Origin of the sequence: Streptomyces phaeolivaceus (assembly GCF_009184865.1) — a bacterium.
In the GTDB taxonomy this organism is placed as follows: domain Bacteria; phylum Actinomycetota; class Actinomycetes; order Streptomycetales; family Streptomycetaceae; genus Streptomyces; species Streptomyces phaeolivaceus.
In genome coordinates, this window is the sequence record NZ_CP045096.1 from 9,059,714 (window position 1) to 9,084,726 (window position 25,013).

The following is a 25,013-nucleotide window of genomic DNA, read 5'->3' on the forward strand; positions in this document are numbered from 1 at the left end:
TGCCCGGATGGACGTCCACCTCGAACGATCCCTACGGCAGGTGATGTTCGCGCCCGAGGGCTGGTTGGCCCACGCCGTCGCGGCCCGGCTGGAGGCCCGCGGCCACTCCCCGCAAGCGGTCGTCCTGCTCGACACATGGTTCCCGAAGGACGACATCCCCGAGGAGCAGGTCCAGGAGCAGCTGGAGGGCATCGCCGTCAACGAGCACGCCTTCGCTCTGATGACGGAGGCTCAGGTCACTGCCCAGGGCGCGTACTCGGAGCTGTTCGACGGCTGGGAGCCGCAGGTCGTCGCCGCGCCGGTCCCGCTCATGCGGGCGGCCGAGCGGATGCCCCGGCGGGAGAACGCCGAGGGGGCCGCACCGCGAGGGTGGAGCGCGGACTGGGACTTCGAGCACGACATGCTCGACGCCCCCGGCAACCACCAGACGATGATGAACGAGCACGCTGTCACGACGGCGAGGGCCCTGAGCGACTGGCTGCGCCGACTGTGACCGGCGCCGGTGTGCGGTCCGTGGCCATGTTCCACGGTTGCGGACCGCACATCGGAACCGCGGCCCCGGGACATCATCCCGAGACGGCGGCCATGCGGTCGGTGATCTTCTGCGCGGTCCCCAGTACCTGCTGGGCGATCTCCGCCTCCGCCTCGGGGTAGACGCGAGTGGCGAGGGCGGCCACGCTCACTGCCGCGACGACGGCGCCGGCATCGTCGCGGACGGGAGCCGCGATGCCGACGACGTCGGGGTCCAGTTCGCCGCGGGTGATGGAGTAGCCCAGGCGGCGGATGCGGCCCAGGCGTCCCATCAGGGCGTCGACGTCGGTGAGGGTCGCGGCCGTGAAGCGGCGCAGTTCGACGCTCTCCAGGAGACGGCGGGTCTCGTCCTCGGGGCCCCAGGCGAGCAGGACGAGGGCGGAGGCGCCGGCGTTGATGGGCAGGGTGCTGCCGCGTTCGTAGGAGATCCGTACCGCGCGCGTGCCGCTTTCCGCGCGGTCTACGCACACCACCAGGTCTCCGGCCCGGCGGGTGAGCAGAACCGTCTCACCCGCCTCCTCGGCGAGGGCCGCCATGGCGGGCAGCGCGACCTCCGACAGGCCGTAGCTGCGCCGCGCCAGCCGGGCGACCTCCAGGACACGCAGGCCCAGCCGGAATCCGCCGCTGGGGGCCTCCTCCAGGAAGCGCCCGGCCACCAGGCTCTGCAGATAGCGGTAGGCGGTGGAGCGGGCGACGCCGAGGTGTTCCGCCACCGCGGTTCCCGAGACGATCAGCCGGGTGTCGTCGAACATGGTCAGGATGTCCAGCGCCCGGTCGGCTGTCGAGTTGCGGTCGCGGTAGGTGGGGGACTCGTTTCCTGACATGCGAGACACTGTAACCGATCGCGCGCTGCGGGGGCTGCGGCCACCCCGCTACAGCCGGTCCTTGACGACGGTGTTGCGCAGTTCGCCGATGCCTTCAATCGTCGCGACGAGTTCCTGACCCGGCCGCAGGAACACCTTCGGGTCGCGGCCGGCGCCCACCCCTCCGGGAGTCCCGGTGCGGATCGGATCGCCGGGCAGCAGCGTGATGATGGTGCTGACGTACGCGATGACGTCGGCCACGTCGAAGAGCAGGTCCGCGGTGTCGGACTTCTGCGTGGTGTGGCCGTCCACGCCGCACTCGATGGTCAGTCCGGCGGCCCCGGGCGGGAGTTCGTCGGGTGTCACCAGCACGGGCCCGACGGGGGCGGTGGCCTCGAAGGTCTTGCCGGAGAGGAACTCCCGGGTGCGGTGCTGCCAGTCGCGCACGGTGACGTCGTTGACGACCGTGCAACCGGCTACGTACTCCAGGGCCCGCTCGCGCGGCACGTGGCGGCCTCGGCGTCCGATGACCACCCCTAGGTCGGCCTCCCGGTCGAGGCCGTCACTGACCGGCGGCATGTGGATGTCGTCGTGCGCGCCGACGGGTGAGCCGTCGTACTTGGCGAAGAGGGTGGGGTGGGCGGGGGTGGGCCGGCCCATCTCCTTGATGTGGGTGGCGTAGTTGAGGCCCAGGCAGACGATCTTGTTCGGGTGCGGCACCAGAGGGGCCAGCCGGCCTTTGGCGAGCGGAATGCGCTCGCCGTCCCAGGCGGCCCGGTCCTGCCAACCGGTGCCGCCGGACAGCAGTGTGCCGACATCGGCGTGTGGCAGCAGGACGAGTTCGTCTTCTTCCCGCCGGGCGACGGTGGTGGTGTGGTGGCCGTCGTCGAGACGGACGGTGGCGAGCCTCATCGGCGTACTCCCTGGGGGTCGGGCTGAACTGCGACCGGTGGTGCGGTGTCGCCATCGGGGGCTGGTCGTGCGGGTCCTCCAGGGTGTCCGCCACCAGCCACACCTCGGGGAAACTGCGTCCCTGCACGGGGATGGCCGACAGGTCCCGCACGGTGCCGCGGCCGCCGTCACAGCCCAGGACGTAGGACACCTCCACGTCCTCGGCGGTCCCGTCCGGGCCGCCTGTCCGCAGGGATACACGCACCCGGTCGTCATCCTGGGCGAGGGCTGTCAATCGGGTGCCGAACCGGACTTCGACGGTGGGCAGTCCTCGCAGGCCTCGCGCAGCACCCGTTCGAGATCCGGCTGCGCGAAAGGGTTCCTGAAGGGGTGCCCGAAACGCTGATCGCCGGTGCCGCGGGCATACGGGAGCGGGCGTCCGCCGACGCCGAACCCGCTCCTCGTCCTCGTCGGTCACGGTCAGTCCCAGGACGCGGGTGTAGAAGTCGCGCATTCCTTCCAGCCTTCCAGGTCGTCGACCCAGAAGCCGGTGTGTCCGAGGCCGGTGATCGCCACGATAAGGTTCCTGTCTCTCTTTGCAGGACATTGACTCGGCATATCGGGACACTGGGTCTCGCTTTCTGGTGAGTCAATGAGCGATCCGCAGGTCTGACCCCTTGACTCGGTGAAGCTGTGAAGGCATTGTCCTGGCTAACGATTAACACGTCCGACTATTCAGGACGCGCAGGGCGCTTACTGCAGGAGGCATCCCTCATGACCCACTCCGATGCTGCGAGACCGGCTCCCCTCGACCGCAACACCCTGATCGCCGCATGCCTCGCCATCTGCGTGGCCCAGATCGGCATCCCCCTCGCCTCCCCGATCATCGGAGAGATCCAGCGGGACCTCGGGGCGTCGGCCGCCGCCCTGGCCTGGATACCGGCCGCGTTCATCCTTCCGACCGCGATCCTGGAGTTGAACTTCGGCGTTCTCGGCGACCTGTTCGGCCGCAGACGCCTACTGGTCGTCGGCGGCCTCCTGATCACGGCCGGGTGCCTGGTCGTCGCCTCAGCCGGTTCGCTGACCCAGCTGATCGCCGGCCAGGCCGTCGCCGGGCTCGGCGCCGCGGCGATCTTTCCCTCCTCGCTCGCGGTGATCGTCGCAGGCACCCCGGAGGCCGCGACTCGTGCGCGAGCTCTGTCCTACTGGGCGGTCAGCCTTGCGTTCGGCGCCATGATCGCCCCGCTGATCAGCGGGTTCACCGCCGAACACACCCACTGGGGCTGGGCCTTCGTACCGCTCGCCGTGTTCGGTGTGGTCACCGCGGCCGTCAGCGCCCGCTGGATCACCGACTCCCAGCAGCCGGCCGGACGCGGACTGGACTGGCCCGGGCAGATCACGGTCGCCGTCTCTCTTCTCGCCCTGCTCTACGCGGTCATCGAGGGCGCCGGCGACGGCTACTCCGAGCCCCACATCGTGCTCGCCTTCGTGGTCGCCCTCGCCGCGTTCGTGGCCTTCATCGTCGCCGAGCGAAGATCACGGGCGCCGATGCTGCGGCTGGAGCTGTTCCGCACGCCCGCCTTCGCCGCTGCCGCCGCCATCGGGCTGCTCGCCCTGTTCGGCTTCATCGGCACGGCGTACGCGCTGAGCATCAAACTGGAGTCGGTCCACCACCTCTCCCCGTTGCGGGCCGCCCTGCCCTTCGCCCTCATCCAGGCCGTGCCGCTGCTGCTCACCCCGCTCCTGCCGAAGCTGCTGCAGCGGGTGCACCCGCGGACGCTGCTGGTCGGCGGTCTGCTGTCGCTGGCAGTCGGCGAGGGCTGGATGGCTCTGCTGCCCGGCGACGCCACGGACCTCGCCTCGATGACCGGGCCGATCCTCCTGCTGGGGGCGGGCTTCATCACGATGTTCTCCGCCTTGACGGCGGTCGCGGTCGGAGCCGCCGACATCCGGCATGCCGGTATGGCCAGCGCGGTCACCAGCCTCGTCCGCGAGACCGGCCAGGCACTCGGACCGGCGGTCGTCGGTGCCGTCGCCCTGGGCACGGCGAGCGGGGTCCTCACCGACAAGCTGGCCTCCTCCGGGCTCCCCGCGCAGGCCCTGGGCGTCGCCAACGCCGTCAACGACGACGGTGGTGCGCTCGCCGCCGCCAACGCCGACCTCGGCGAGCTGTCGCGTACCGTGGTCCCGCTCGCCCGCGAAGCCCTGGAAAAGGGTCTCGACCTCGGCATATACATAAGCGCCGGTGCCAGTCTGGTCGCCGCGGTGATCGCTGTTCTCGCCCTGCGGCACACCGACTCGGCGCACGGGACACCCACCAAGGGCGCGACCCCGGCCGCCGAGCCGCTGCCCCATTCCTGACCGTCCACCGCGACGGCACCGCACGACACGTCATCCGAAGGTACACAGGACGGAACGGAACACGATGGCTCTTCTGGACAGCGGCACCTGGGAAGGCCGGATCTTCTCCGGCGAGTGGATCAGCGGCTCCGGCGAGATCTACGACGCCGTCGAGCCCGCCACGGGCAAGACGCTGGGCCGGGTCGGCTCGGCCACCCCCGCTGACGTGGACGAGGCGGTGGAACGGGCGGTGCGGGCACAGCGGGAATGGGCCGCGCGGCCGTACTCCGACCGCGCCGCCGTGCTGCGCCGCGCCGCGCGGCTCTTCGAGGACCATCAGCCGGAGATCGAGACCTGGCTGATGCGGGAGTCCGGGGCCATCCGGCCGTTCGCGGCCCTGCAGGTCACCAGTGGTGGCGCGGAGGAGTGCCACGAGGCCGCGGCTCTGGCCGGGGTGCCTTACGGCGAAGTGCTGCGCTCCGGCCAGGAGCGGCTGTCCTTCGCCCGCAGGGTTCCCGTCGGGGTGGTGGGCGTCATCGCCCCGTTCAATGTGCCGATCATCCTGGCGATGCGGGCCGTGGCCCCGGCACTGGCGTTGGGCAACGCCGTCGTTCTCAAGCCGGACCCCCGTACGGCTGTCAGTGGTGGCGTGGTCTTCGCCCGCGTCTTCGAGGAGGCGGGCCTGCCGCCCGGTCTGCTGCACGTTCTCCCGGGCGGAGCGGACGTGGGCGCTGCGGTGGTCGAGCATCCGGGGGTCCCTGTCATCGCGTTCACCGGCTCCACTCGCGCCGGCCGTGCCATCGGCGTCGCAGCGGCCCGCCACCTGAAGCGGGCCCACCTGGAACTGGGCGGCAACTCCGCTCTCGTGGTGATGGACGACGTCGACCTGGAAAGGGCGGCCTCGGTCGGAGCATGGGGGTCCTTCGTGCACGCGGGCCAGATCTGCATGGCCAGCAGCCGGCACCTGGTGCACGCCTCGGTCGCCGACGAGTACGCGGCCCTGCTCGCCCAGCACGCCGCCGCGCTGCCCGTGGGCGACCCGGTCGGCGAGAACGTCGCCGTCGGACCGCTCATCGACAGCGGACAGCGCGACAACGTGCACCGCATCGTCACGGACACCGTCGCAGCCGGAGCCGGGCTCGCCGCGGGCGGTACGTACGACGGCCTCTTCTACCGCCCCACCGTCCTCACCGGCGTACCGCTCACCGCGCCCGCCTACGCCGAGGAGATCTTCGGCCCCGTCGCACCCGTCGTTCCCTTCCAGGACATGGACGAGGCGGCCCGGCTGGCCGCGGAGTCCGAGTACGGGCTGTCCCTCGGCATCCTCACCCGGGACGTGATGAAGGGCCTGGCCCTCGCCGACCGCGTGCCCACCGGCCTCGTCCACATCAACGACCAGACCGTCAACGACGAGGCCGTCATCCCCTTCGGCGGTGTCGGCGACTCCGGCACCGGCTCCCGCCACGGCGGCACCGCCGCCAACCTCGAAGCCTTCACCGAACAGCAGTGGGTCACCGTACGCGGCGAACTCCCGCGCTACCCGTTCTGAGACACCCGCACCCGCGTCCCGGCCTGCCCTGGAGTAAGTACATGACATCGTCCTGGCCAACCGACAACAAGTTCCTGAACGGCCCTTTCGCACCGTGGACCGAGGAGAACGAGGCCTACGACCTGAGGGTGGACGGAGAGATCCCGCCCGATCTCCGGGGCGCCCTGTTCCGCATGTCCCCCAACCCCCGCTTCCAGCCCCGCAACACCGACCGCTACCACTGGTGGGAGGGCGACGGCATGGTGTGCGGCATCTACGTGCGCGACGGCAAGGCCGCGTACCGTACCCGCTGGGTGGAGACCGACTCGATGAAGGTCGAGGTCCGGGCGGGAGAAGCGGTCTACAGCGGGTTCGCCAACGGCGGCAGCCAGGGCCGGCTTCTCGAGGGGGCACCGCCGGGCAAGAACGTCGCCAACACCAACGTCGGCATCTTCGACGACCGGTTGCTGGTGTACTACGAGGGCGGACTGCCGCACGCACTGGACCCCGAGTCGCTCCGTACTCTCGGCACGTACGACTTCCAGGGCGGCGTCGACGTCCTGTGCACCGCGCACTACAAGATCGACCCGGACACCGGGGACATGCTGTTCTTCGCCGCTGTCGGGCCGACCATCACCTGGTACCGAGCCGATGTGGAAACAGGCCGGATCGTCGACTCGCACTCCTTCGACATCGGCGTACCGGTCCTGATGCACGACTTCGTGGTGAGCCGCCACTACGCCGTCTTCTTCGTCACCCCCGCCCAGTTCCGCCTCGACCTGATCGCTCAGGGACAGCCGGGGGTGATCTGGGACGAGGACTCCCTGGAACACGGCGTGCAGATCGTCCTGATGGACCGCCGTACCCACGAGGTCACCTGGCACGAAGTCGGCGGGTACTTCGCCAACACCCACTTCTTCAACGCCTACGAGCAGGACGGCGAGCTGATCATCGACGGGCATCGCATCACCAGGCTCGGCACCCCTGCCGACCGGTTGTCCGCACCCGTGGGCTCCCATGACTGGTTTCCTCCCGCTCTGCCCTGCCGCTGGCGCGTCGACCTCACGACCGGGCGGGCCACGGAGGAGATGACCAGCGGGATCGCCGGAGAGTTCCCCAAGATCAACGATGCCTGTCTCGGGCGGCAGCACCGCTACGGCTACTTCGTCACCACGCGAGGCCTGACCCCGGACACCATGTCCGACGGACTGGCCCGCCACGACTACCTCCTGGACAGCACCACCGTCGTCGACGGCCCGGACTATCTGACCAGCCCGAGCGAACCCGTCTTCGTCGCGCGCGAGAACGCCCGCAGCGAGGACGACGGCTACCTGTTGTCGTTGTGGTGGAACCGGTCCACCGACCTCAGCGAACTCCTGATCCATGACGCGGCCGACCTGCGGAGGATCCCCCTGGCGCGGGTCAAGCTCCCCAGCCGGGTCCCCTTCGGCTTCCACGGCAGCTGGGCCGACCACGTCACCCTCGACCGAGCCGTCGCGGCCACAGACGCGGGGTAACACCCCCCTGCCTCGCGAGGTGGGGGCGGGTCGGACCAGGCTCGCCCCCACCGCCCGGCTCAGCGGCGCGAGATTCACGAGAAGAGCTTCTCCTTGACTTCCACGGGTGAGGGCCGACGTGTACGTCGGCGCATGAGGACCCGGCGTGCGATCCATGCGGCTGCCCTACGGGTCGTCCAAGAACACGGCTTCGACAAGGCCACCGTCGACATGATCAGCACGGAGGCGGGTGTCTCGCCGCGTACGTTCCTGAACTACTTTCCCAACAAGGAGGCCGCCGTCCTGCTGGGGCCGCCTGACGAGGTGGCGAGTGCGCTCACCGCGGAGTTCGCCGCGACGGGTGCTACGCATCCCCAGGACGTGTTCGCGGCGGTGACCCGGGAGATCGTCAGAGATCTGGCGGAGAACCCGCCGCCACGCGAGGAGATGCTCGCGGCCTTCGAGCTGACGCGCAACCACCCCGTCCTGCTGGCCGCGCTGTCGGCACGCTTCGAGTGCTTCCAGCGATCAATCGCCGAAGTCGTCGCGCAGCGCCTCGGCCGGCAACCCGAGGACGAGATGCCGACCTTGATCGCCACCGTCGCGGTATCCGCCGTTCGCATGGGCATACAGCGATGGGTGACTGCGGACACCCCCAGCGACGCGGCCGACTCGCCGGCGCCGCACGTCGAGCACTGTGCGGAGCTGCTGGGAATCGACCTGGCGCGGGACGCGGTCACGACCTGGCCCTGACCAGTCCGGCGTCGTAGGCCATGATCACGGCTTGGACGCGGTCGCGGGCCCCGATCTTGGCGAGGACCCGTCCGACGTGCTTCTTCACCGTGGACTCGGTGAGGACGAACCGTTCGGCGATCTCCGCGTTGGTCCAACCCTGGCCGATGGCCTCCAGCACCTCGCGTTCGCGGTCGCTGAGGGTTTGCAGCCGGGGGTCCTGCGGGGCCGGTGCGCCGGCCGGTGCGAGGACCTGGTGGGCGTAGGCGTCCAGCAGCCGGCGGGTCAGCCGGGGGGCCACGACGGCGTCGCCGGTGGCGACCGCGCGGATGCCCGCGACGAGTTCCTCGGGGCGGGCGTCCTTGAGGAGGAAGCCGCTGGCTCCGGCGCGCAGGCCGTCGTAGGCGTACTCGTCGAGGTCGAAGGTGGTGACGATGAGCACGCGGGTGCGGCCGCCGGTGGCGATGATGCGGCGGGTGGCCTCGATGCCGTCCATGCCGGGCATGCGGATGTCCATGAGGACGACGTCCGGGCGGAGTTCGGCGGCCATGCGGACGGCCTCGGCGCCGTGCTCGGCCTCGCCGACGGGCTCCAGGCCGGGCGTGCCCTCCAGGAGCATACGCACGCCCATGCGCTGGAGGGGCTGGTCGTCGGCGATGAGTACGGTGGTCATGGCAGGGGGTCTCCTGGGGCCGACGGGGTGGGGGCGGAGGGTACGTCCAGCACGACGTCCACATGCCAGCCATGTCCGGTCCGTCGCGGTCCGATGTTGACGGCGCCGCCGTACATGGCGGCGCGCTGGCGGATGCCGACCAGGCCGTGTCCGGCGCCGCCCGAGTCGATGGGCGGTTCCGGCCGCGATCGTACGGGCACCCCCGGCGGTGTTCCGGTGTCGGCGACCCCGATCCGCACCTTGCCGGCATCGACCGCCACGGTGACGTCGGCCGTGGAGCCGGGACCCGCGTGCTTGAGCGTGTTGGTGAGCGCTTCCTGCACGATGCGATAGACCGTGAGCTGCACGCCGCTCCCCAGCGAGTCGAGGTCGCCGACGGTCCGATAGGTCACCGTCAGACCCGCCGCACGTACCCGAGCCAGCAAGGGATCCAGATCGCCGATCCCCGGCTGTGGGCTGAGCATGCGCACGTCGTCCCGCTCCTCGCGCAGGACGCCCAGCACCCGGCGCAGTTCACTCATGGTCTGGCGGCCGGTGTCGCCGAGGATGCGCAGGGCTTCGGCGGACTGCTCGTTCCTGTTGGCGGCGAGGGTCGCGGCGCCGTCGGACACACTGACCATGACGGAGAGATTGTGGCCGACGATGTCATGCATCTCGCGCGCGACCCGGGAGCGCTCGGCGGCGGCGGTGAGCTGGACGCGCTGGTCGCGCTCGATCTCCAGGCGCCTGGCACGGTCCTCCAGCGAGGCCAGGTACATCCGGCGGATACGCAGGGTCAGGCCGACGGCCATGGCGGCCGTCGCCGTCCCCAGCAGGAAGAAGAGGCCGCGCAGCGGATTGCCGATATCCGCCAGGACGCAGACCGCCACGGTCGTCTCGATGACGGTGACCGCGGCGGCCCAGCCCAGCACCCGCAACGAACCGTGCAGAGCCAGGGAGTACAGGGCGATCAGCGTGCTGACCCCGGCCTGCTGCCACACGCCGAACGACCACTGCACGAGGGCCACGAGAGCGATCACGAAGAACGTGACGGCCGGGGCCCGGCGACGCCACCACAGCGGCACGATGAGTGCCGCGGCGAAGAGGTGGACGACGCCGGACGGCAGCTGACCGCGGTGGACCGCTTCCCCGAAGGGTCCGTGGCTGGTGTCGGAGAGCAGGTCGGGCAGGCTGATGAGGGCGACGACCAGTACGACCGCGGTGTCGAGCAGCCACGGTTGCCTGCGGTCCAGTCGCTGCCGGTCCCGCTGGCCGCGCCACATGCGCCCCAGTACGGGGTGCGCCCAGTCGGCGTCGAACCCAGGGGGCGGCGAAGCCCCCTGGGCGGTGTCCGCGGCGGCTGCCGCGCGTTCCGCGCTCATGGACACCATTGTCCTCACGCCCTGGTCAGGCGTCGGTCTTGACGAGCCGGACGGCGGCCCCGGCGAGTGTCAGCGCCACCCAGCCGGCGAAGACCGCGAGACCCGCGCCGGGCGAGAGGGCGTCCGAGGACTCGTGCAGGGCGTAGACGGCCGCCCCCGCGTTGCTGGGGAAGTAGGGGCTGAGCGTGTCGTACCAGGAGTCCGGCAGCAGCGAGGCCAGGCCGGGAAGGATGAGCAGGACGCCGACCAGGGCCGCGATGGCTCCGGCGGAGGAGCGGATCAGCGCGCCCAGGGCCACGCCGAACACGGCCACCAGACCGAGGTACAGGCCGGCTCCGGCCAGGCTGCGCAACACCCCGTCGTCGGACAGGGCCAGCGAGATCTTCTCGTCGTCCAGTCCCGGTGCGCCCAACTGGAAGGCGGCCAGCGCGCCGACGGCGGTGAGGACCAGGGCGATGGGGCCGATCACGGCGGCCTTGGACCACAGGACGGGCAGCCGTCGCGGTACGGCGGTGAGGGTGGAGCGGATCATGCCGGTGGTGTACTCGCCCGCGGAAGCCAGCACGCCGAGGACGCCGACGGCCAGGGACGCGAAGGTCACGCCGGTCAGGGCCAGACTGACCGCGTCGCTGTCGCCGCCGGAGCCTCCCGGGCCGGGCGGTCCGCCGGTCGCGGCGGCGTCGGGACTGTAGGTGTAGGCCGCCACCGCCCCGAAGAGGACCAGCAGGAAGACGGCGACACCCAGGGTGATCCAACTGGAGCGCAGCGACCAGAACTTGGCCCACTCCGAACGCAGTACCCGCAGGCCCGTCACCTTGTACTTCGTGGTGTGGGCGGGGGAGGGGGCGAGGCTGGTGACGGTCATCAGGCGGCCTTTCGCTCGGTGTCGGCGGGAGCGCTCTGGTACTCGACGACATCGCGGGTGAGTTCCATGAACGCCGTCTCCAACGAGACGGACTGCGGGGTGAGTTCGTACAACGCCACCCCGTGCTGGGCGGCGATCGCCCCGATCTCCCGGGCGTCGCGTCCGGAGACGAGGAGTTCCTCGGCGGAGGTGGAGCTGATCGTGATGTCGGGGCCGGCCAGCAGCGAACGCAGCCTCATGGCCTCGGAGGTGGCCACCTTCACGCCTCCACCGCCGGCCTCCCGGGTGAAGTCGTCGACCGTGGTGTCCGCGAGCAGCCGACCGCGTCCGATGATCACCAGATGGTCGGCGATCAGCGCGGTCTCGCTCATCAGGTGCGAGGAGAGCATCACGGCCCGGCCCTCGTCGGCCAGGGAGCGCAGCAGGTTGCGTACCCACAACACGCCCTCGGGGTCGAGGCCGTTGACCGGTTCGTCGAGCATGACGATCGCCGGGTCGCCCAGGAGGGCCGAGGCGATGCCGAGCCGCTGGCCCATGCCGAGTGAGAAGGCACCCACCCGCTCGCCGGCCACACTGGTCAGCCCGGCCAGCTCGATGACCTCGTCCACCCGGCGGCGCGGAATGCCATGGGTGTACGCGAGCGCCATCAGGTGGTTGAACGCGCTGCGCCCCGGGTGGACGGACTTGGCCTCCAGCAGGGTGCCGATCTCGTGCAGGGGCGCGGCGTGCCCGGCGTACGACCGGCCGCCGACCGTGACCGAGCCACTGGTGGGGGAGTCCAGGCCGACGATCATGCGCATCGTGGTGGACTTGCCCGCCCCGTTGGGGCCGAGGAAGCCGGTCACCTCGCCGGGCTTGACGGTGAAGCTCAGGTGGTCGACGACCGTCTTGTCGCCGTACCGCTTCGTCAGCTCACGCGCTTCGATCATGGGAGTGGGCCCTTCCTGCCTCGAACATCGAACCCGTCCGCGGGTTGCGACGTGGTGTCTGCTTTCGAATCTACGAGCCCCGCAGGTCAGGACATTGGGACTGCGGGGGAATCTTCGGTGGCCCACTGGTACCGCGGTACCAGTCGGTGGGTCTTGATCAGGACCGACGCGACCGTCGCCGGGGTGGCTTGCGTGTGTACCCAACGCCACTGGCGACGGTCTCGCTCCGGGCGTCGGATCACGGTTGTGACGGGTGACGAGGGCATCGACCGTCGATCGGGCCGGGGTGCTCGAACAGGCCGCCTGCCCTTGGGAGGCGGGTGCGGAGTTGGGATGGACACCTCTCCTCGGTCGAGGCCTGCCGTCTGCGTCGCGGCATGCGGCGGCGGGGCGGGTCTGGCTTGACCCGCCCCGCCCTGCGGGGTCGGGGGGTGTGACCCCGCGCTCGCGGCGCCGACCAGGCGGCGATCTTCTGCTTCAGCTGCGTGACCCCGTCCTTGAACTTCCGCCCGGCCTCGGCCCTCTTGTGGTCGCGCCGCTCCTTCGCCTCCTCCCTCCTGATCCGTTCGGCGGCCTCCTTCATGGACTTGAGCTCGGTGCGTACCGTGTCGCAGGGACGGCGTTCGAGGACGGCGTCGTAGCGCATGGCCAGCAGGTCCAGGGTCTCTGGGGTGTCCTCTCGGACCTCGGCGAGGATCGCGGTGCCGCCGGGCGGCATGTGCCGGGTGACCAGGGCGACGGTGCCCGTGGCCTTCTCGGCCCGCCTGTAGTCGTAGCCGCTGCCGACCACCGCGCCGACGCCCCAGCCGAGGTCCAGGTCAAAGGCCCCCTCGGCTGCCGCAGCCCGCAGGCGGGTAAGAGCGAGGGCGCGCCGCCGGTTCTCCTTCCTGGTGCTGGTTCGGCGTACGCCTCGACGGTGACCTGCTCGCCGGGACGGCTGACGTGCCATGGGAGCCCTGGTGCCCGAAGGCGTGACGGCGACTCGTCGTCACGCCTTCGGAAGCGTCTATCCGCGCAGGGCCCCGCACTCGACCCTGGCGTAGATCTGGTCGGGGGTGCCGACGATCGCGCTCGACAGGACCTGCCCGCCCTGGTTGCGGCACTTCCGCTCGGTCGCCCCCATGTCGGCCGACGCCTCGCCGATGGTCGCGCGGACGGGGCCGTTGACGTACCGGACATCCCGGGCCTGCGCCGGTGTGGCGACGGCGACCAGTGCGGCGACGGCGACCAGTGCGGCGACGGTCGCCGCGAGCAGTGTGACCGCTGTCGCCCGGCGAGGCGTTCGCTGCTTTGTCCAGGGCCGGTTCTTCGCCGTTTCGGCAGTCGTGCTTCCTCCGTACTCAAGGCGGGTGCCAGTACCCTTGGCCACTCTGTGGGACATTCCGTCACAGAGTGGAGGTGGTGGGTCGGTGGATCTTCCGGTCTGCCTGTGAACAGAGACGCACCTCCGCCGTCCCCTTTGGCTCAACTCGCCATCCCCTGCCGGCCCTCGGCGGCGACAGGGAACCGACGGGGAGTCGCACATGTACCGCGCGAGAGTGGCGACGAGTCGCGGGCTCGGGTCCCAGTCGCTTCGGTGTCGGGATGAGGAACGGCGCCACTGTTCGACCTGCTGCCGGGAATCGGCCTGACGAGGCCCACCAGGACGACCGGCGCGAGCTGCTGTGGGGGCGGCACGTCTTGCGGGGACTTCGGCCCGCCGGGGCCATGTGTGCGGCTTCTGTGAATCTTGATGTCTCACACTTCTCCTGGGGTGCCGTGAGCTGGGAGGTTGTGACGCACACAGGCTGCTGTGCAGCCGCTGGACTCCTCACCCCCCACGAGGCGTTGACCCATGGCAAGCCCTTCGCGCACGGCAAGCGCGCGATCATTTTCTCGGCGTCGGCCGGCCCGGTATCGGCCGTCGTGTCTCCACCTGGCACCGCGAAAGCACCACGGTCGGACCCGAGCGACGAATCCGTCATCCGGAGCGTCACCGGTTCCCGGTGGCGGACGCGTCGGGCCTGCCCTGCCGACGGGTACGGCCCGGGGCGGTCGCGCGGCGGGCGTGCCACCGGGCCCGTATCCGGCGCGGCCCCTGGTCGGCTCAAGAGCCGACCGGCTCCCGGCTCGCGCGAGTCGAGGCACCGAAGCCATGGCACAGGCAGGACAGGTCACCTGACCAGTCGTCCGTGACGGGCGCCACCGTGCTGGGCGGCACGACGCGATCCACGGGTGCCGGGCCGGGGCGGCGCGCCGCTGCCCGGGCCTTGGCGGCGAGAGGCCCGGCGGGTCGCCGAGGCGCACCGACCCGGCTGTCCCCGTCCGCCGGCGAGCGACCCGCCCGCGCGACCTTCCTTGTGCGTCCTGCGCGGCGAATCCCTCGCGCATCGGTTCCTCCGTCCACCCGGTTCCTGTTCGCCGGTTCCTCCGTTCGTTCGGCATCTCCGTTCGTTCGGCTCCCCCGTTCCCATCGAAACGATGTGCCGTTCACGAGGCACGACCAGCTAGGAGTAAGCCCATGGCATCTGCCCGATATCTGGTGACGACGGCTGTGGTGGCATCTCTTGTGACGGGATGCACCACTACCGACGACGAGGCGTCCGACGGGTCGGACTACCCCTCGGGTTCCATCACCATGACCGCGGGAGCGGACCCGGGCAGCGGTTTCGACCTCACCATCCGCTCGGTGGTCGAAGCGCTGAAGAAGGAGAAAATCGTCGATGTCCCCCTTCCGGTCGAGAACCGTCCGGGGGCGAGCGGAGCCGTCTGGCTCGCGCAGATGGTCGAACGCCACAGGAAGGCGGACGACGAGATATCCGTGACGTCGCTGTCGATGATGGCCAACGAGCTCAAGGGCACGTCGAAGTACGGGTACAAGGACGTCACCATGCTGGCCCGTCTGATGACGGAGTACTACGTCGTCGTGACCGCCGCCGACTCTCCGTACAAGGACGTCGGCTCCGTGCTGTCGGCTCTGCGGAAGAAGCCGGACTCCGTCACGGTCGGCGCCGCGTCCGACGACCAGGTCCCCTTCGGCCTGCTGGTGTCGGCGGCCGGTGCCGACCCCAGGAAGGTCAAGTACGTGGAGTACCAGGGTGGCGGGGACCAGACCACCGCCCTGCTGAACGGGGACGTCGACGTCGCCATCGCCGGTGTCAGTGAGTTCTCCGCCGTCCTGAAGTCCGGCGACCTCAACGGGCTGGCCGTACTGAGCGAGAAGCGGCTGCCCGGACTGGACGTGCCCACCGCCGCCGAGCAGGGATACAACGTCACGCTGGCCAACTGGCGGGGCATCTACGGTCCTCCGGACATGCCCGCGTACGCGGTGAAGTACTGGCAGGACGCCCTGAAGCGGGCGGTGCGGAGCGACACATGGAAGCGCATTGCCAAGCGCAACCAGTGGAACACGACCTTCATGACCGGGGACACGCTCTCCGCGTTTCTGGCACAGACCCAGGCTTCGGTGCGCAAGGGCCTTCAGGAGACGGGACAGCTGTGAGCACGCCGCCCGACGAGTCCTGGTCGCGGCCGCACCGTGCGGACGTCACGGCGGGTCTGGTCGTCGCGGCGGCCGGGGTCGGGCTCTTCCTGGCGGCGCTTCGCATCGAAGCGCCGCCAGGCGGATCGAGAACCGTCGGCCCCTCCGCTTTCCCCGTCACGGTGAGTCTCCTGCTGGCGCTGTCGGGGCTGGTCCTCGCGGGCCGGGGAGTACTCGGCCGGCGCAGAACACGACGCCTGGCCGGCCAGGAACGGACGGCCGGCGGCGGCACCGGCGCCGACACCGCGGCCGGCAACATCCGGCAGTCCGGCGACTCCACCGACGAGACGGTGGAATCCGGCCAACCTCCGGTTCCCTGGCGGCGCCTGGCACTGATGATCGCCCTGTTCGCCGCCTACGTCCTGGCCTTCATCCCGCTCGGCCAGCCGATCGCGACCACGGCCTACCTGCTCGCCACCAGCACCCTGATCGAACGGGAACGGTGGCTGCGGAACGGCTGTTTCGCCGTCGTCCTCAGTGTCGCCGTCCACCTCACGTTCACCAGACTGCTCGGGGTCGAACTCCCCGCCGGACTGCTCGGGTGACGGGAGGAGAGCCATGGAATCGATCACTCATCTGCTCTCAGGGCTGGTACACGCCCTCACCCCCGGGAACGTGCTCTTCGCGTTCCTCGGCGTCCTGGTCGGCACCGTCGTCGGCGTTCTCCCCGGGGTCGGCCCCATTACGGCCATCTCCCTGCTCATCCCCCTGTCCTTCGGACTCGATCCCGCCGCCGGCCTGATCCTGCTCTGCGGGATCTACTACGGCGCGATGTACGGCGGTTCGACCACGTCCATCCTCATCAGGACGCCGGGCGAGGTGGCCTCCGCGGTGACGGCGCTGGACGGCTACGCGATGGCGAGGAAAGGCCGCGCCGGAGTCGCGCTGGCCACCGCGGCGGTGGGGTCGTACCTCGGCGGAATCGCGGCCGTCCTCGGTCTGGTCCTCGTCGCGCCGCTGCTCGTGAAAGTATCCGTCGCCTTCGGATCGGCGGAGTACACGGTGCTGATGGCCGGGGCCCTGGCCATGACGGCCTCGCTGATCACCGGCTCCCGCCTCAAGGCGGTCATCTCCGTCCTGTTCGGGATGTGTGTCGCCCTGGTCGGCACCGACAGTCAGTCGTCGGTCAGGCGCTGGACCTTCGGCGTGCTCGAACTCTCCGACGGTGTCTCGATCGCGCTGGTCGCCATGGCGCTGTTCGCCGTCCCCGAGGCACTGCGGCAGCTGTCGGTCGGCCGGACGCGACCGGACGGGCCGGTGGCCATGACCGGTCGTGCCTGGATGACGCGCGAGGACCTGCGGCTTTCCTGGCCCGCCTACGTACGCGGCACGCTCGTCGGCTTCTTCTCCGGTCTGCTGCCGGGGGTCGGGCCCACCCTGGGGACGTTCGCGTCGTACTCGCTGGAGAAGCGTGTCGCGCGCGGCGAGCGCCGACGCCTCTTCGGGCATGGCGCCATCGAAGGTGTCGCGGGGCCCGAGACCGCCAACAACGCAGGCGTCGGTGCCTCTCTGATCCCCATGATGACGTTGGCCGTTCCGGCCTCGGCGACCAGTGCGCTGCTGCTCTTCGTCTTCCAGATGTACGGCTTGCAGCCGGGGCCGCAGCTGTTCAACTCGGACCCCGATCTCGTGTGGACCATCGTGGCCAGCATGATCGTGGGCAACACGATGCTGCTGTTCCTCAACCTGCCCATGGTCCGGATCTTCGTGAAGCTCCTGACGGTGCCGCCGCCCTTGCTCTACGGTGCCGTGATCGTCTTCACCGTGCTGGGCGCGTACGCGCTCACCTTCAGCCTGTCCAGCCTGGTGCTGCTGCTCGGCATCGGACTTCTCGGCTACTGCATGCAGGAGAACGGTTTCCCGCTGACTCCCGCCATCCTGGCCGCGGTGCTGACACCGCTGCTGGAGGACAACCTCCGGCGTGCCCTGATCATCTCCAACGGCGACTGGGCCGTCTTCGTCGAGCGGCCATTGTCGCTGACGCTGCTCGTGCTGGTCGCCCTCGGCGCCGGCGTCCCCACCGCGCTCAGTGTCAGGCGCCGGCTGCGTGGGCCTCGCACGACCTGAGCCCGCTGCCGAGACCGTCCGTGCCCGATCCGACAGCGTCGTCGAACGGGCACGGACGGGAATATCCCGGGGCCAGGTGATATTCCTGGAGGGCGATCGGTGCCCGCGATTCGTCAGCCGCTATTCACGGCCGGGGGCTCGCAGGTTCCGGGCGGGGGAATAACCGCGACGGTTCCGAGCGTGTGGCCAGGACATCTCGGCAAGGCCATATGTGCGGCGTATTGCGGCCCGATTATCCCTGGGCTGCGATGTCGTTGATGAACCAGCCCCCGGAGGCGCCACCCCAGCTCTGCTGGCACTTCCGCTGCCCGCCGTCGGCGAGCTTGACCCGCGCCGCGTCGCACTCGGCCTTCGTGCTGTAGTAGGTGGCGGCCTGAGCGGAACCGGCGGTCGCGAGACCGCCGCCGATGGCCACGGCGACACCTGCGGCGATCAGTGCGAGCTTCCTGCGCATGAGATTTCTCCTTTTGTTAATTCCGAGTAATTAACGGGGAACTTTCAAGGCGACGTAAATCTTGCCCATTTCCCCGTCGCTTTTCAATTTACACGACGCTTTGCGTGTGCTGGACGTTTTTCTTGTGAAGATTGCGAAAATCCAGCGAGGATCCGGTCCTGCTCTCAGGGCTTTTCGCACCGCGCGAACCGGCTCATTCGAAATGCGCCTTTTCGTTTACGCGGAACATGTAGTCGCGCCAGTACTACAGCCGTGACTCGTGATCTCGTCTGTCGCGGGTGGTGTAGTGGCAGCGTTGTGCGCGGGTCTGGTGGGTGCGGCGCCAGCGTGACTGCTTGATCACGGTTGCCGGCGGTGGGGGTGCGGTGGCCCAGAGGAGCCGGTTGAGCAGGCGGCGGATCTCTTCGGCGGTGTAGCGGATCAGCTTTTCAACAGCCCTCGGTGTTCCCCCTTTTCGGAGGTCCTGGCCGGATCGGTCGGCGTGGGCAGGTCGGCAGTGCTGTCGGGTTCTGGGAGGTGGCGGGTGCGGGTGTCGGTGATGGTCAGGAAGGCGAGGGCGGCCATGGACAGGGTGATGTGGCGGTGCCAGGCGTCCCAGGTGCGGACTTCGTAGTGGTCCAGGCCGCAGTCGGACTTCGCGGTCTCGAAGCAGTCCTCGATACTCCAGCGCAGGCCCATCACGCGCACGATCTCGCCGATCGGGGTGCCGGCCCTGGCGTGGACGGCGAAGTAGGCGATCCGGGTGGGGTCGGTGACCGAGCGCCGCACCAGCAGGAGATGGACGTAGCCGCGGCGGGGGCCGCCCTCGGCGCCGCCGGGCCAGGTGACCTCGGCCAGTGCCCAGTCGTAGGAGCGCGGCCCCTTGGCGCCGGCTCCGCACGAGCGGCGCTCGAACAGGAGCGGGACGGCGGCGGCGAACGCATCCACGCGCAGGTTTCCGGTGCCGCGGGTGTGCACGGTCTCGTCGACCGGGACGGCCATGACGTAGGGGATGCGGCGGCGTTCGAGGGCGGCACGGAGCTTGCGGTCCTGGCCGTAGGCACTGTCGGCGGCCACCCATCCGAACGGGACCCTGGCCCGGCGGCACCGTTCGACCATGCGCCGCCCCAGTTCGGGCTTGGTGACCACGGCCTTCGCGCGGGGGCGGGGGATGCGCTGGAGCTGGCAGCGACCGGCGTCCTCGCACCATGCGGCCGGCAGGTACAGCTCGCGGTCGATCAACGCCCTGCCGGTGTCGGTGGCGTAGGCACAGAACACCGCGACCTGGCAGTTCTCGATCTGCCCGGTGATCCCGGCGTACTGCGGGGCCACCCCGGCCGACATCCGGCCCTTCTTCAAGAACGCTGTCTCGTCCAGCACCAGCACCCCGTCCGGGCGGGCCAGGAACTGCACGACGAACAACCGCAGAGCGTCGCGGAGTTGATCCGCGCACCAGGTCGAACGCGCCAGGAACCACTGCACCCGGTCCGGCGTCGCGTGCCCGACATGCTCAGCGATCTGCCAGCCGTTTTTCCGCTCGACCGGCGCGATCAACGCCTTCACATACGACATCGCCATCCGGCGCGGCTCGACCCGCCCGAAGACCCCCGCCAAAGAGGCGAAGAAGTCATCGAACCAGCCCGCCCAGACCAGCACCGCCCGTTCCGTATCCACGAACCGGACAACGCGTCACACACGGACCGGACACGGGAACGAGTCACGGCTGTAGTACCAGCTCTCCTTGATGGATGTGCCTGGTTCGCTCGGACGAAGTTCGGAACCGCCCCACATGTCGTCGAATGCGGCCTGGAACCACGGGAGTTCGTCGGTGAGCGGACGGTGGACCAGGACGACACCTCCCCCGGAGCGCCGGGCGGTCTGGCCCTGGCGCTCCGGAGGCGGCGGGAGGCCCTCGTGGGGGGTAGGGCCCCTACGCCCAGCAGCCGTTGACGGTGGCGGCCAGGCCGTCGAGGGCGTCCTTGATGTCGGACGGGCCGGCGGTGGAGTCGTTCTCGATGAAGGAGAAGACCTTCCAGCGGCCGTCCTGCGCCTTGGTCAGACCGCTCAGCGCGACGGCGCCGGTGAGCGTGCCGGTCTTGGCCTTGACCTGGCCGACCGCGCAGCTGGAGTCGGCGGTGTCGAAGCGCCCGAACTCCGGGCCCAGCGTGGCGCCGGCCTCGCCGGAGACGGGCAGCCCGTCGATGATGTACTTCAGCGTCTGCGCGTGCCGGGGGTCGGCGGCCAGGTCGACGATGTCGGCGATGGTCCTCGCCGGGATCCGGGTCGTGCGGGACAGCCCGCTGCCGTCGTACATCGCGAAGTCGTCGAGCGAGATGCCGTACCGGGTGAGGACGTCGCGGACGACGGCGGTGCCGTCCTCGAAGGTGGCGGAGCGGCCGGCGCCGAGCGCGGTGAGGCGCAGCAGGGACTCGGCGATGTCGTTGTCGCTGACCTTGAGCATCTGCTTGACGATCGTGGACAGCTTGTCGGAGGTGTGCGTGGCGACGGGCACGTCGCCCTTGCCGACGACCCCGCGCGTGACGGTCCCGTCGACCGTGACCCCGCGCTCGGCGAGCAGCTTCGCGAAGACGTCGCCCGCGTCGAGGGAGGTGTCGTCGACGTTGTGGGAGTCGACGACGAGCGCGCGTACGGGGGCGACGGAGTCGGGGTAGTAGCCGGTGTTCCAGCCGGTGGCGAGACTCGGCTCGGGGAAGAGGCTGTCGTCGATGCGGACCTTCACCGAGGTGAGCCCGGCGCTCTTCAGCCCGGCGACGGCGGTCTTGGCGAGCGCGTCGAGGTCGTCGGTGGTCAGGGTGCGGTCGCCGCCGCCGACGAGGGTGAGCGTGCCGTCGCCGTAGACGACCTTCGTGGTGAGCCGGTGGTCCGGGCCGAGCACGGTCAGCGCGGCGGTGGAGGTGGCGAGTTTGGTGTTGGAGGCGGCCATCAGCGCGGTGTCCGCGTCGTGTCCCCACACCACCTTGTCGGACTTGGCGTCGATGACGACCCCGCTGAGGGTGCTGCCGAGACGGGTGTCCTGGCTGCGGGTGTTCAGGTTGTCCGCGATCTTCTGCTCGGCGGCGTCGAGTTCGGTGACACCGGCCTTCGTCGTGGTCCCGCCGGTCGCCTTGTCGGTCGTCTTGTCGGCGGCGAACGCGGACGGGCCGGACAGGATCGCTCCGGCGACAGGTGCGGTCACCGCGAGCACGGCCGCCCGGCGCAGCGCCGGGTTCGGCGTGCGGGCCTTGCGATGACGACCACTGCTGCGGACTGCGGAGGGGAGATGCATGAGGTGCCTCGATACGTGTGTCATGTCGGGTGGGGTGACGGGGTGATGACGCCAGTGAGTTCGACTCGGCGGTTCGCCGTACGGACGGCGCCAGTTGACGCCGCTCGGCCTACTCGCGGTAGTAGGCGTCGTAGATCGAGATCACCGATGTGTTGCCCTTCTTGTCGGTGACCTCGGCCCGCAGTGAGACGGACTTCCCCCGGGCCGGGTTCTTCACGGTGACCTTGCCGTGGGTGACCGTGGCCTTCTTCCAGATGCGGCCGTGGTCGTACGACGCCCACACCACGAGGGACTTGAGGTTGCGGCCCTTGGCGGGCCCCTCGACGGTGACCGGGAAGGTGGCGGCCTTGCCGGTCACCCTGCCGTCCAGGCCGGTGGCCGGGCTGAAGCGGACCGTGGAGGCCGGGAGCCGGACGCCGTCGGCGCCGGTCTTCTTCGAGCGGAACGTCCAGGTGGCGTCGGTGCGGGTGGAGACCGCCGACAGCCGGGCGCTGCGCCTGACCGAGGTGGTCAGCCGGTAGGCGGCCTCGCCCGCCGGGACCTTGAAGGTGGTGCCGGTGACGAGCGGGGCGCGGCGGGTGGCGAGCTTCTTTCCGTCGCGGTAGAGCGTCGTCGTCGCGGAGGTGGTGTCCGAGTCGCCGGAGTGGCCCGCGCCGTCGGTGAACGGGGGCAGCACGCCCGAGATGGTGTTGCCGTCGCGGCGGACACCGCTGTCGCTGCCGGACGGCATCCGCGGGCCGAACACCGCCGTGTTGAAGCGGAACCGGTACGTGCGGCCCGCCTCGGGCGTCAGATAGTCGTCGACCGAGGAGACCACCTCGGGGACCGGGTTGCCCTCGGAGTCCTTCTTCCCGGAGTACTGGGAGAAGTCGGGCCGCCACTGGGCGCCCTCGACGGCCGACACGTGGTAGGTGCGGGTGCCGGGCAGCTTCTGCGGGACCGCGTCGGCGAAGCCGGACCGGTAGCCGAAGCCGTCGGGCACCGAGGCGGTGAGGGAGACCGCGCCGGTCTTCCCCGGCACCGAGGAGCCCATGCCGACCTTCAGGGTGGCGAACTCGCCCGCCGTGTAGTGGTGGACGTACGCGCCCTTGATCTCCTTCACCGGTGCGGCGGCCACGATGTCGTACTCGGTGTTCTTGGCGGTGGTCCACTGCCCGGACCAGTTCTGCGACAGGCTGTCGACCTTCGGGCCGATGTGCGCGAGCCGGATGTCGGCGAAGGAGCGCAGCATGATGCCGGTGCCGTTCTGCCCGCTCGGACCCCCGTAGTTCTTGTACGACACCCACGCGTTGAGCGGCCTGGCCTTGGGGTCGGGCACGGTGATGTCGGGTGACTTCGCCTTGTTCAGGTCCAGCGTGAGCGTCATGTCCCTGGTGACGGTCAGCCTGGGCGCCACCAGCCAGTCGAGGCCGCCCTCGTAGGTCGTGAGGTTCCTGGAGCTGGCCGACTCCAGCATGTACGTGCCCGGCGCCACCCGGAGGGTGGTGGTGTCGTCGGTGTGCTCGGGAGTGAGGGTCGCACTCTGTTCCGGGCTGTCGACCGACAGCAGGTAGGCGACGTGCGCGGAGGTTTGCCCGGGGCGGTCGACGTACCTGAGCGTGAGGTCGTAGTGCTCGGTCTCGCGGATGACGCCCAGCGGTGTGGTGACGCTCTGGCCGTCGCCCGTGGCCGTGACCCGCGCCGACCAGCCGCCGTCGAGCTTGCCGCCCGGCCGGGTGTTCACGGTGACGTCGACCGACGCGCTGCCGCCGGCCGGCACGGTGACCTTGCCCGCGCCGAGGGTGAGGAAGGCCGCCGGGGCCGCCTTGCCCTTGGGGTCGCGGGCGGCTCCGGAGAGGCTCAGCGTGATGTCCTTCGTCCCGCTGTTGCGGTAGGTCAGGCGCCGGGTGACCGGGGTGTCGTCGGTGTGCGGCCACTGCTGGAGGGGGAGGTCCAGCGAGGCCGGCTCGGCGACCACCGTCCCCGTGACGGCCCGGCCGACGCGGATCCGGCCCGCGCCGCCCTGGAACGCCGTGTACGAGCCGCCCTGCGCGGAGGAGACGAGCGCGGTCTTCAGCTCGGCGGACGTCCAGTCGGGGTGCTGCTGCTTGAGCAGGGCGGCGGCGCCCGCGACCTGCGGGGTCGCCATCGACGTCCCCGAGAGCGTCACATAGCCGGCGGGCTTCTCGCCGACATCCCTGGCGACCTCACTGCCCCTGGCCGAAGCCGCGGTGATCTGTACGCCGGGTGCGGTGACGTCCGGCTTGAGCCTGCCGTCGACGGTCGGGCCCCGGCTGGAGAAGTAGGCCAGCTTTCCCTTGCCGTCGACCGCGCCGACGGTGAGCGCGTCGGCCGCGCTGCCCGGGGAGTCGACGGTCGAGTCGCCGGCCTCGCCCTCGTTGCCGGCGGCGATGGCGAAGAGGATGCCCTTCTCCTCGGACAGCTTGTTCACCATGGCTTCCAGCGGGTCCACCCCGGGAGTGTCCTCGCCGCCCAGGCTGAGGTTGACGATGTCGGCGCCCTGCGCGGCGGCCCACTCCATCCCCGCGACGATCGAGGAGTCGTCGCCGCCCTCGTCGCCCAGCACCTTCGCGTTGAGCAGCTTCGCGCCCGGCGCGACTCCCTGGTACTTCCCGTTGGATCCGGCGCCCGTGCCGGCCACGATCGACGCGACATGCGTGCCGTGTCCGACGCGGTCGGCGGTGTCCTTGGAACCGGTGAAGTCCCTGGCCGCGATCACCTGGTTCTTCAGGTCCGGGTGGGTCGTGTCGATGCCGGTGTCGAGCACGGCGACCTTCACGCCCTTGCCGTCCAGGCCCTTCGCATGCGCGGCCGGGGCGCCGATCCCCGACACGGACGTGTCGAGGGCCGCCTTGCGGATGCCGTCCAGCCAGACGTGGGAGACACCGGGGGCGAGGGTGTCGCCCCGGGTGACCGCGCCACCGTTGGTGACGGCGTCCCACAGCTCCGGCGTGTCCTGCCGGGGCGTGCGGACGGCGTCCGCGTTGAGGGTCCGGAAGGCCGAACGCAGCGTTCCGGTGTCCCGGACGTCGGCCTTGGCCGTCCTCGCCGTGCCCTGGTAGCCGACGATGACCTTCAGGCCGTTCTGTCGGCTCCCGCGGCCGGCCACCTCGCTCAGCTCGGTGACGTCGAACAGCCGCTGGTCCAGTTTGCCGTTCGCCACCAGCCGGGCCGCGTCCATCGGCACGACCAGGGTGTGACCGCCGACGGTCCGCACCTGCACGGGCACGCGTTCGCGCCCCTTGGCCCGCTCCACGCCGACGACCTGGTTCCGAGTGTCGAGGATCACACGGTCGCCGGTGATGAGGGGGATACGGCGGGAGCCGCCGCCGGCCGGGTTCCCGGCGGTGCCTTCGGCGGCCTTCCGGGCGGTCGGTACGGCGGCGGATCCGGTGGTAGTACCGGCCGGCGCCGCCTGGGCCGCGGCGGTCGGGCCCGCGACGGTCAGACCGGTGCTGAGCGCCACCGTCGCCGCCGTGGCCGCGACAGCGGCGTATCTCACGCGCTGGTGCAAGGCTCCCCCTCTTGGAGCATGTCGATCGATCTGCTGGGATGTGC

General features: G+C 70.3%; 19 protein-coding genes and 2 pseudogenes. 8 read left to right on the top strand and 13 right to left on the bottom strand.

Translation table 11 applies throughout. From position 1 onward, the window contains the following. Positions 1-7 precede the first annotated feature (7 nt). A complete protein-coding gene (locus F9278_RS41315) occupies positions 8-493 on the top strand; it encodes a thioesterase domain-containing protein (protein ID WP_193241861.1) in 486 nt (161 codons plus the stop codon). 73 nt (positions 494-566) lie between these two features. Here the strand turns inward: F9278_RS41315 and F9278_RS41320 are convergent, their stop codons facing one another. From F9278_RS41320 to F9278_RS41330, 3 genes and pseudogenes are all read right to left on the bottom strand, one after another. Then, positions 567-1,355 (bottom strand): IclR family transcriptional regulator, encoded by a 789-nt coding sequence (locus tag F9278_RS41320; RefSeq protein WP_152172888.1) that lies wholly within the window; start codon positions 1,353-1,355, stop codon positions 567-569. 48 nt (positions 1,356-1,403) lie between these two features. Further along, on the bottom strand, positions 1,404-2,246 hold the full coding sequence (locus F9278_RS41325) for a fumarylacetoacetate hydrolase family protein (RefSeq protein ID WP_152172889.1): 843 nt from the start codon (positions 2,244-2,246) through the stop codon (positions 1,404-1,406). A gap of 118 nt (positions 2,247-2,364) precedes the next feature. Then, a pseudogene (locus F9278_RS41330) lies at positions 2,365-2,739 on the bottom strand (FAD-dependent monooxygenase); the annotation flags it as partial. Positions 2,740-2,999: 260 nt separating this feature from the next. Here F9278_RS41330 and F9278_RS41340 point away from each other — a divergent pair. The 4 genes from F9278_RS41340 (at position 3,000) to F9278_RS41355 (ending at position 8,342) form a co-directional block, all read left to right on the top strand. Continuing rightward, entirely contained in the window at positions 3,000-4,586 is a 1,587-nt protein-coding gene (locus F9278_RS41340; RefSeq protein ID WP_152172890.1) for an MFS transporter, read from the top strand. 64 nt (positions 4,587-4,650) lie between these two features. Beyond that, a complete protein-coding gene (locus F9278_RS41345; RefSeq protein ID WP_152172891.1) occupies positions 4,651-6,114 on the top strand; it encodes an aldehyde dehydrogenase family protein in 1,464 nt (487 codons plus the stop codon). Positions 6,115-6,155: 41 nt separating this feature from the next. Beyond that, on the top strand, positions 6,156-7,610 hold the full coding sequence (locus F9278_RS41350; RefSeq protein ID WP_152172892.1) for a carotenoid oxygenase family protein: 1,455 nt from the start codon (positions 6,156-6,158) through the stop codon (positions 7,608-7,610). 132 nt (positions 7,611-7,742) lie between these two features. Beyond that, a complete protein-coding gene (locus F9278_RS41355) occupies positions 7,743-8,342 on the top strand; it encodes an acyl-CoA-like ligand-binding transcription factor (RefSeq protein WP_152172893.1) in 600 nt (199 codons plus the stop codon). On the opposite strand, the gene F9278_RS41360 is transcribed toward F9278_RS41355, so the two are convergent. The 6 genes and pseudogenes from F9278_RS41360 to F9278_RS41385 form a co-directional block, all read right to left on the bottom strand. Continuing rightward, positions 8,326-8,994 carry a response regulator gene (locus F9278_RS41360; protein ID WP_152172894.1) on the bottom strand — a complete coding sequence of 223 codons (669 nt, stop codon included), beginning with the start codon at positions 8,992-8,994 and terminating at the stop codon, positions 8,326-8,328. The two genes, F9278_RS41355 and F9278_RS41360, sit on opposite strands and share 17 nt — an antisense overlap. After that, a complete protein-coding gene (locus F9278_RS41365) occupies positions 8,991-10,355 on the bottom strand; it encodes a sensor histidine kinase (protein WP_152172895.1) in 1,365 nt (454 codons plus the stop codon). Before F9278_RS41365 ends, F9278_RS41360 begins: the two co-directional genes overlap by 4 nt. A gap of 25 nt (positions 10,356-10,380) precedes the next feature. Further along, complete coding sequence (locus F9278_RS41370; RefSeq protein WP_152172896.1) at positions 10,381-11,220, bottom strand: ABC transporter permease; 840 nt, start codon at positions 11,218-11,220, stop codon at positions 10,381-10,383. After that, positions 11,220-12,149 (bottom strand): ABC transporter ATP-binding protein, encoded by a 930-nt coding sequence (locus tag F9278_RS41375; RefSeq protein WP_152172897.1) that lies wholly within the window; start codon positions 12,147-12,149, stop codon positions 11,220-11,222. The genes F9278_RS41370 and F9278_RS41375 overlap by 1 nt, the downstream gene beginning before the upstream one ends. A gap of 808 nt (positions 12,150-12,957) precedes the next feature. Then, positions 12,958-13,032 (bottom strand): annotated as a pseudogene (locus F9278_RS48555) (type II toxin-antitoxin system VapB family antitoxin); the annotation flags it as partial. Between the two features lie 123 nt (positions 13,033-13,155). Next, entirely contained in the window at positions 13,156-13,518 is a 363-nt protein-coding gene (locus F9278_RS41385) for a hypothetical protein (protein WP_152172898.1), read from the bottom strand. A gap of 1,131 nt (positions 13,519-14,649) precedes the next feature. On the opposite strand from F9278_RS41385, the gene F9278_RS41390 reads away from it, so the two are divergent. The 3 genes from F9278_RS41390 to F9278_RS41400 are packed head-to-tail and all read left to right on the top strand — an operon-like array spanning position 14,650 to position 17,736. Then, positions 14,650-15,630 (top strand): Bug family tripartite tricarboxylate transporter substrate binding protein, encoded by a 981-nt coding sequence (locus tag F9278_RS41390; RefSeq protein ID WP_152172899.1) that lies wholly within the window; start codon positions 14,650-14,652, stop codon positions 15,628-15,630. Next, positions 15,627-16,214, top strand: coding sequence for a tripartite tricarboxylate transporter TctB family protein (locus tag F9278_RS41395; RefSeq protein WP_193241862.1), 588 nt, complete (start codon positions 15,627-15,629; stop codon positions 16,212-16,214). Before F9278_RS41390 ends, F9278_RS41395 begins: the two co-directional genes overlap by 4 nt. Before the next feature lie 13 nt (positions 16,215-16,227). Further along, on the top strand, positions 16,228-17,736 hold the full coding sequence (locus F9278_RS41400; RefSeq protein WP_152172901.1) for a tripartite tricarboxylate transporter permease: 1,509 nt from the start codon (positions 16,228-16,230) through the stop codon (positions 17,734-17,736). Between the two features lie 232 nt (positions 17,737-17,968). Here the strand turns inward: F9278_RS41400 and F9278_RS41405 are convergent, their stop codons facing one another. From F9278_RS41405 to F9278_RS41420, 4 genes are all read right to left on the bottom strand, one after another. After that, complete coding sequence (locus tag F9278_RS41405) at positions 17,969-18,190, bottom strand: hypothetical protein (RefSeq protein ID WP_152172902.1); 222 nt, start codon at positions 18,188-18,190, stop codon at positions 17,969-17,971. 420 nt (positions 18,191-18,610) lie between these two features. Continuing rightward, a complete protein-coding gene (locus F9278_RS41410; RefSeq protein WP_450372093.1) occupies positions 18,611-19,843 on the bottom strand; it encodes an IS701 family transposase in 1,233 nt (410 codons plus the stop codon). 256 nt (positions 19,844-20,099) lie between these two features. Next, positions 20,100-21,455, bottom strand: coding sequence for a D-alanyl-D-alanine carboxypeptidase/D-alanyl-D-alanine endopeptidase (dacB, locus tag F9278_RS41415; RefSeq protein WP_152172903.1), 1,356 nt, complete (start codon positions 21,453-21,455; stop codon positions 20,100-20,102). 109 nt (positions 21,456-21,564) lie between these two features. Next, on the bottom strand, positions 21,565-24,957 hold the full coding sequence (locus F9278_RS41420) for a S8 family peptidase (protein ID WP_226967158.1): 3,393 nt from the start codon (positions 24,955-24,957) through the stop codon (positions 21,565-21,567). Positions 24,958-25,013 lie beyond the last annotated feature (56 nt).

What these genes read in the sequence shown, in the direction of transcription:
- F9278_RS41355 (WP_152172893.1), top strand. Translation starts at nt 7,743, where the DNA reads ATGAGGACCCGGCGTGCGATCCATGCGGCTGCCCTACGGGTCGTCCAA.
- F9278_RS41375 (WP_152172897.1), bottom strand. Translation starts at nt 12,149, where the DNA reads ATGATCGAAGCGCGTGAGCTGACGAAGCGGTACGGCGACAAGACGGTC.
- F9278_RS41320 (WP_152172888.1), bottom strand. Translation starts at nt 1,355, where the DNA reads ATGTCAGGAAACGAGTCCCCCACCTACCGCGACCGCAACTCGACAGCC.
- F9278_RS41315 (WP_193241861.1), top strand. Translation starts at nt 8, where the DNA reads ATGGACGTCCACCTCGAACGATCCCTACGGCAGGTGATGTTCGCGCCC.
- dacB (WP_152172903.1), bottom strand. Translation starts at nt 21,455, where the DNA reads ATGCATCTCCCCTCCGCAGTCCGCAGCAGTGGTCGTCATCGCAAGGCC.
- F9278_RS41405 (WP_152172902.1), bottom strand. Translation starts at nt 18,190, where the DNA reads ATGCGCAGGAAGCTCGCACTGATCGCCGCAGGTGTCGCCGTGGCCATC.
- F9278_RS41340 (WP_152172890.1), top strand. Translation starts at nt 3,000, where the DNA reads ATGACCCACTCCGATGCTGCGAGACCGGCTCCCCTCGACCGCAACACC.
- F9278_RS41400 (WP_152172901.1), top strand. Translation starts at nt 16,228, where the DNA reads ATGGAATCGATCACTCATCTGCTCTCAGGGCTGGTACACGCCCTCACC.
- F9278_RS41360 (WP_152172894.1), bottom strand. Translation starts at nt 8,994, where the DNA reads ATGACCACCGTACTCATCGCCGACGACCAGCCCCTCCAGCGCATGGGC.
- F9278_RS41370 (WP_152172896.1), bottom strand. Translation starts at nt 11,220, where the DNA reads ATGACCGTCACCAGCCTCGCCCCCTCCCCCGCCCACACCACGAAGTAC.
- F9278_RS41345 (WP_152172891.1), top strand. Translation starts at nt 4,651, where the DNA reads ATGGCTCTTCTGGACAGCGGCACCTGGGAAGGCCGGATCTTCTCCGGC.
- F9278_RS41390 (WP_152172899.1), top strand. Translation starts at nt 14,650, where the DNA reads ATGGCATCTGCCCGATATCTGGTGACGACGGCTGTGGTGGCATCTCTT.
- F9278_RS41325 (WP_152172889.1), bottom strand. Translation starts at nt 2,246, where the DNA reads ATGAGGCTCGCCACCGTCCGTCTCGACGACGGCCACCACACCACCACC.
- F9278_RS41350 (WP_152172892.1), top strand. Translation starts at nt 6,156, where the DNA reads ATGACATCGTCCTGGCCAACCGACAACAAGTTCCTGAACGGCCCTTTC.
- F9278_RS41365 (WP_152172895.1), bottom strand. Translation starts at nt 10,355, where the DNA reads ATGAGCGCGGAACGCGCGGCAGCCGCCGCGGACACCGCCCAGGGGGCT.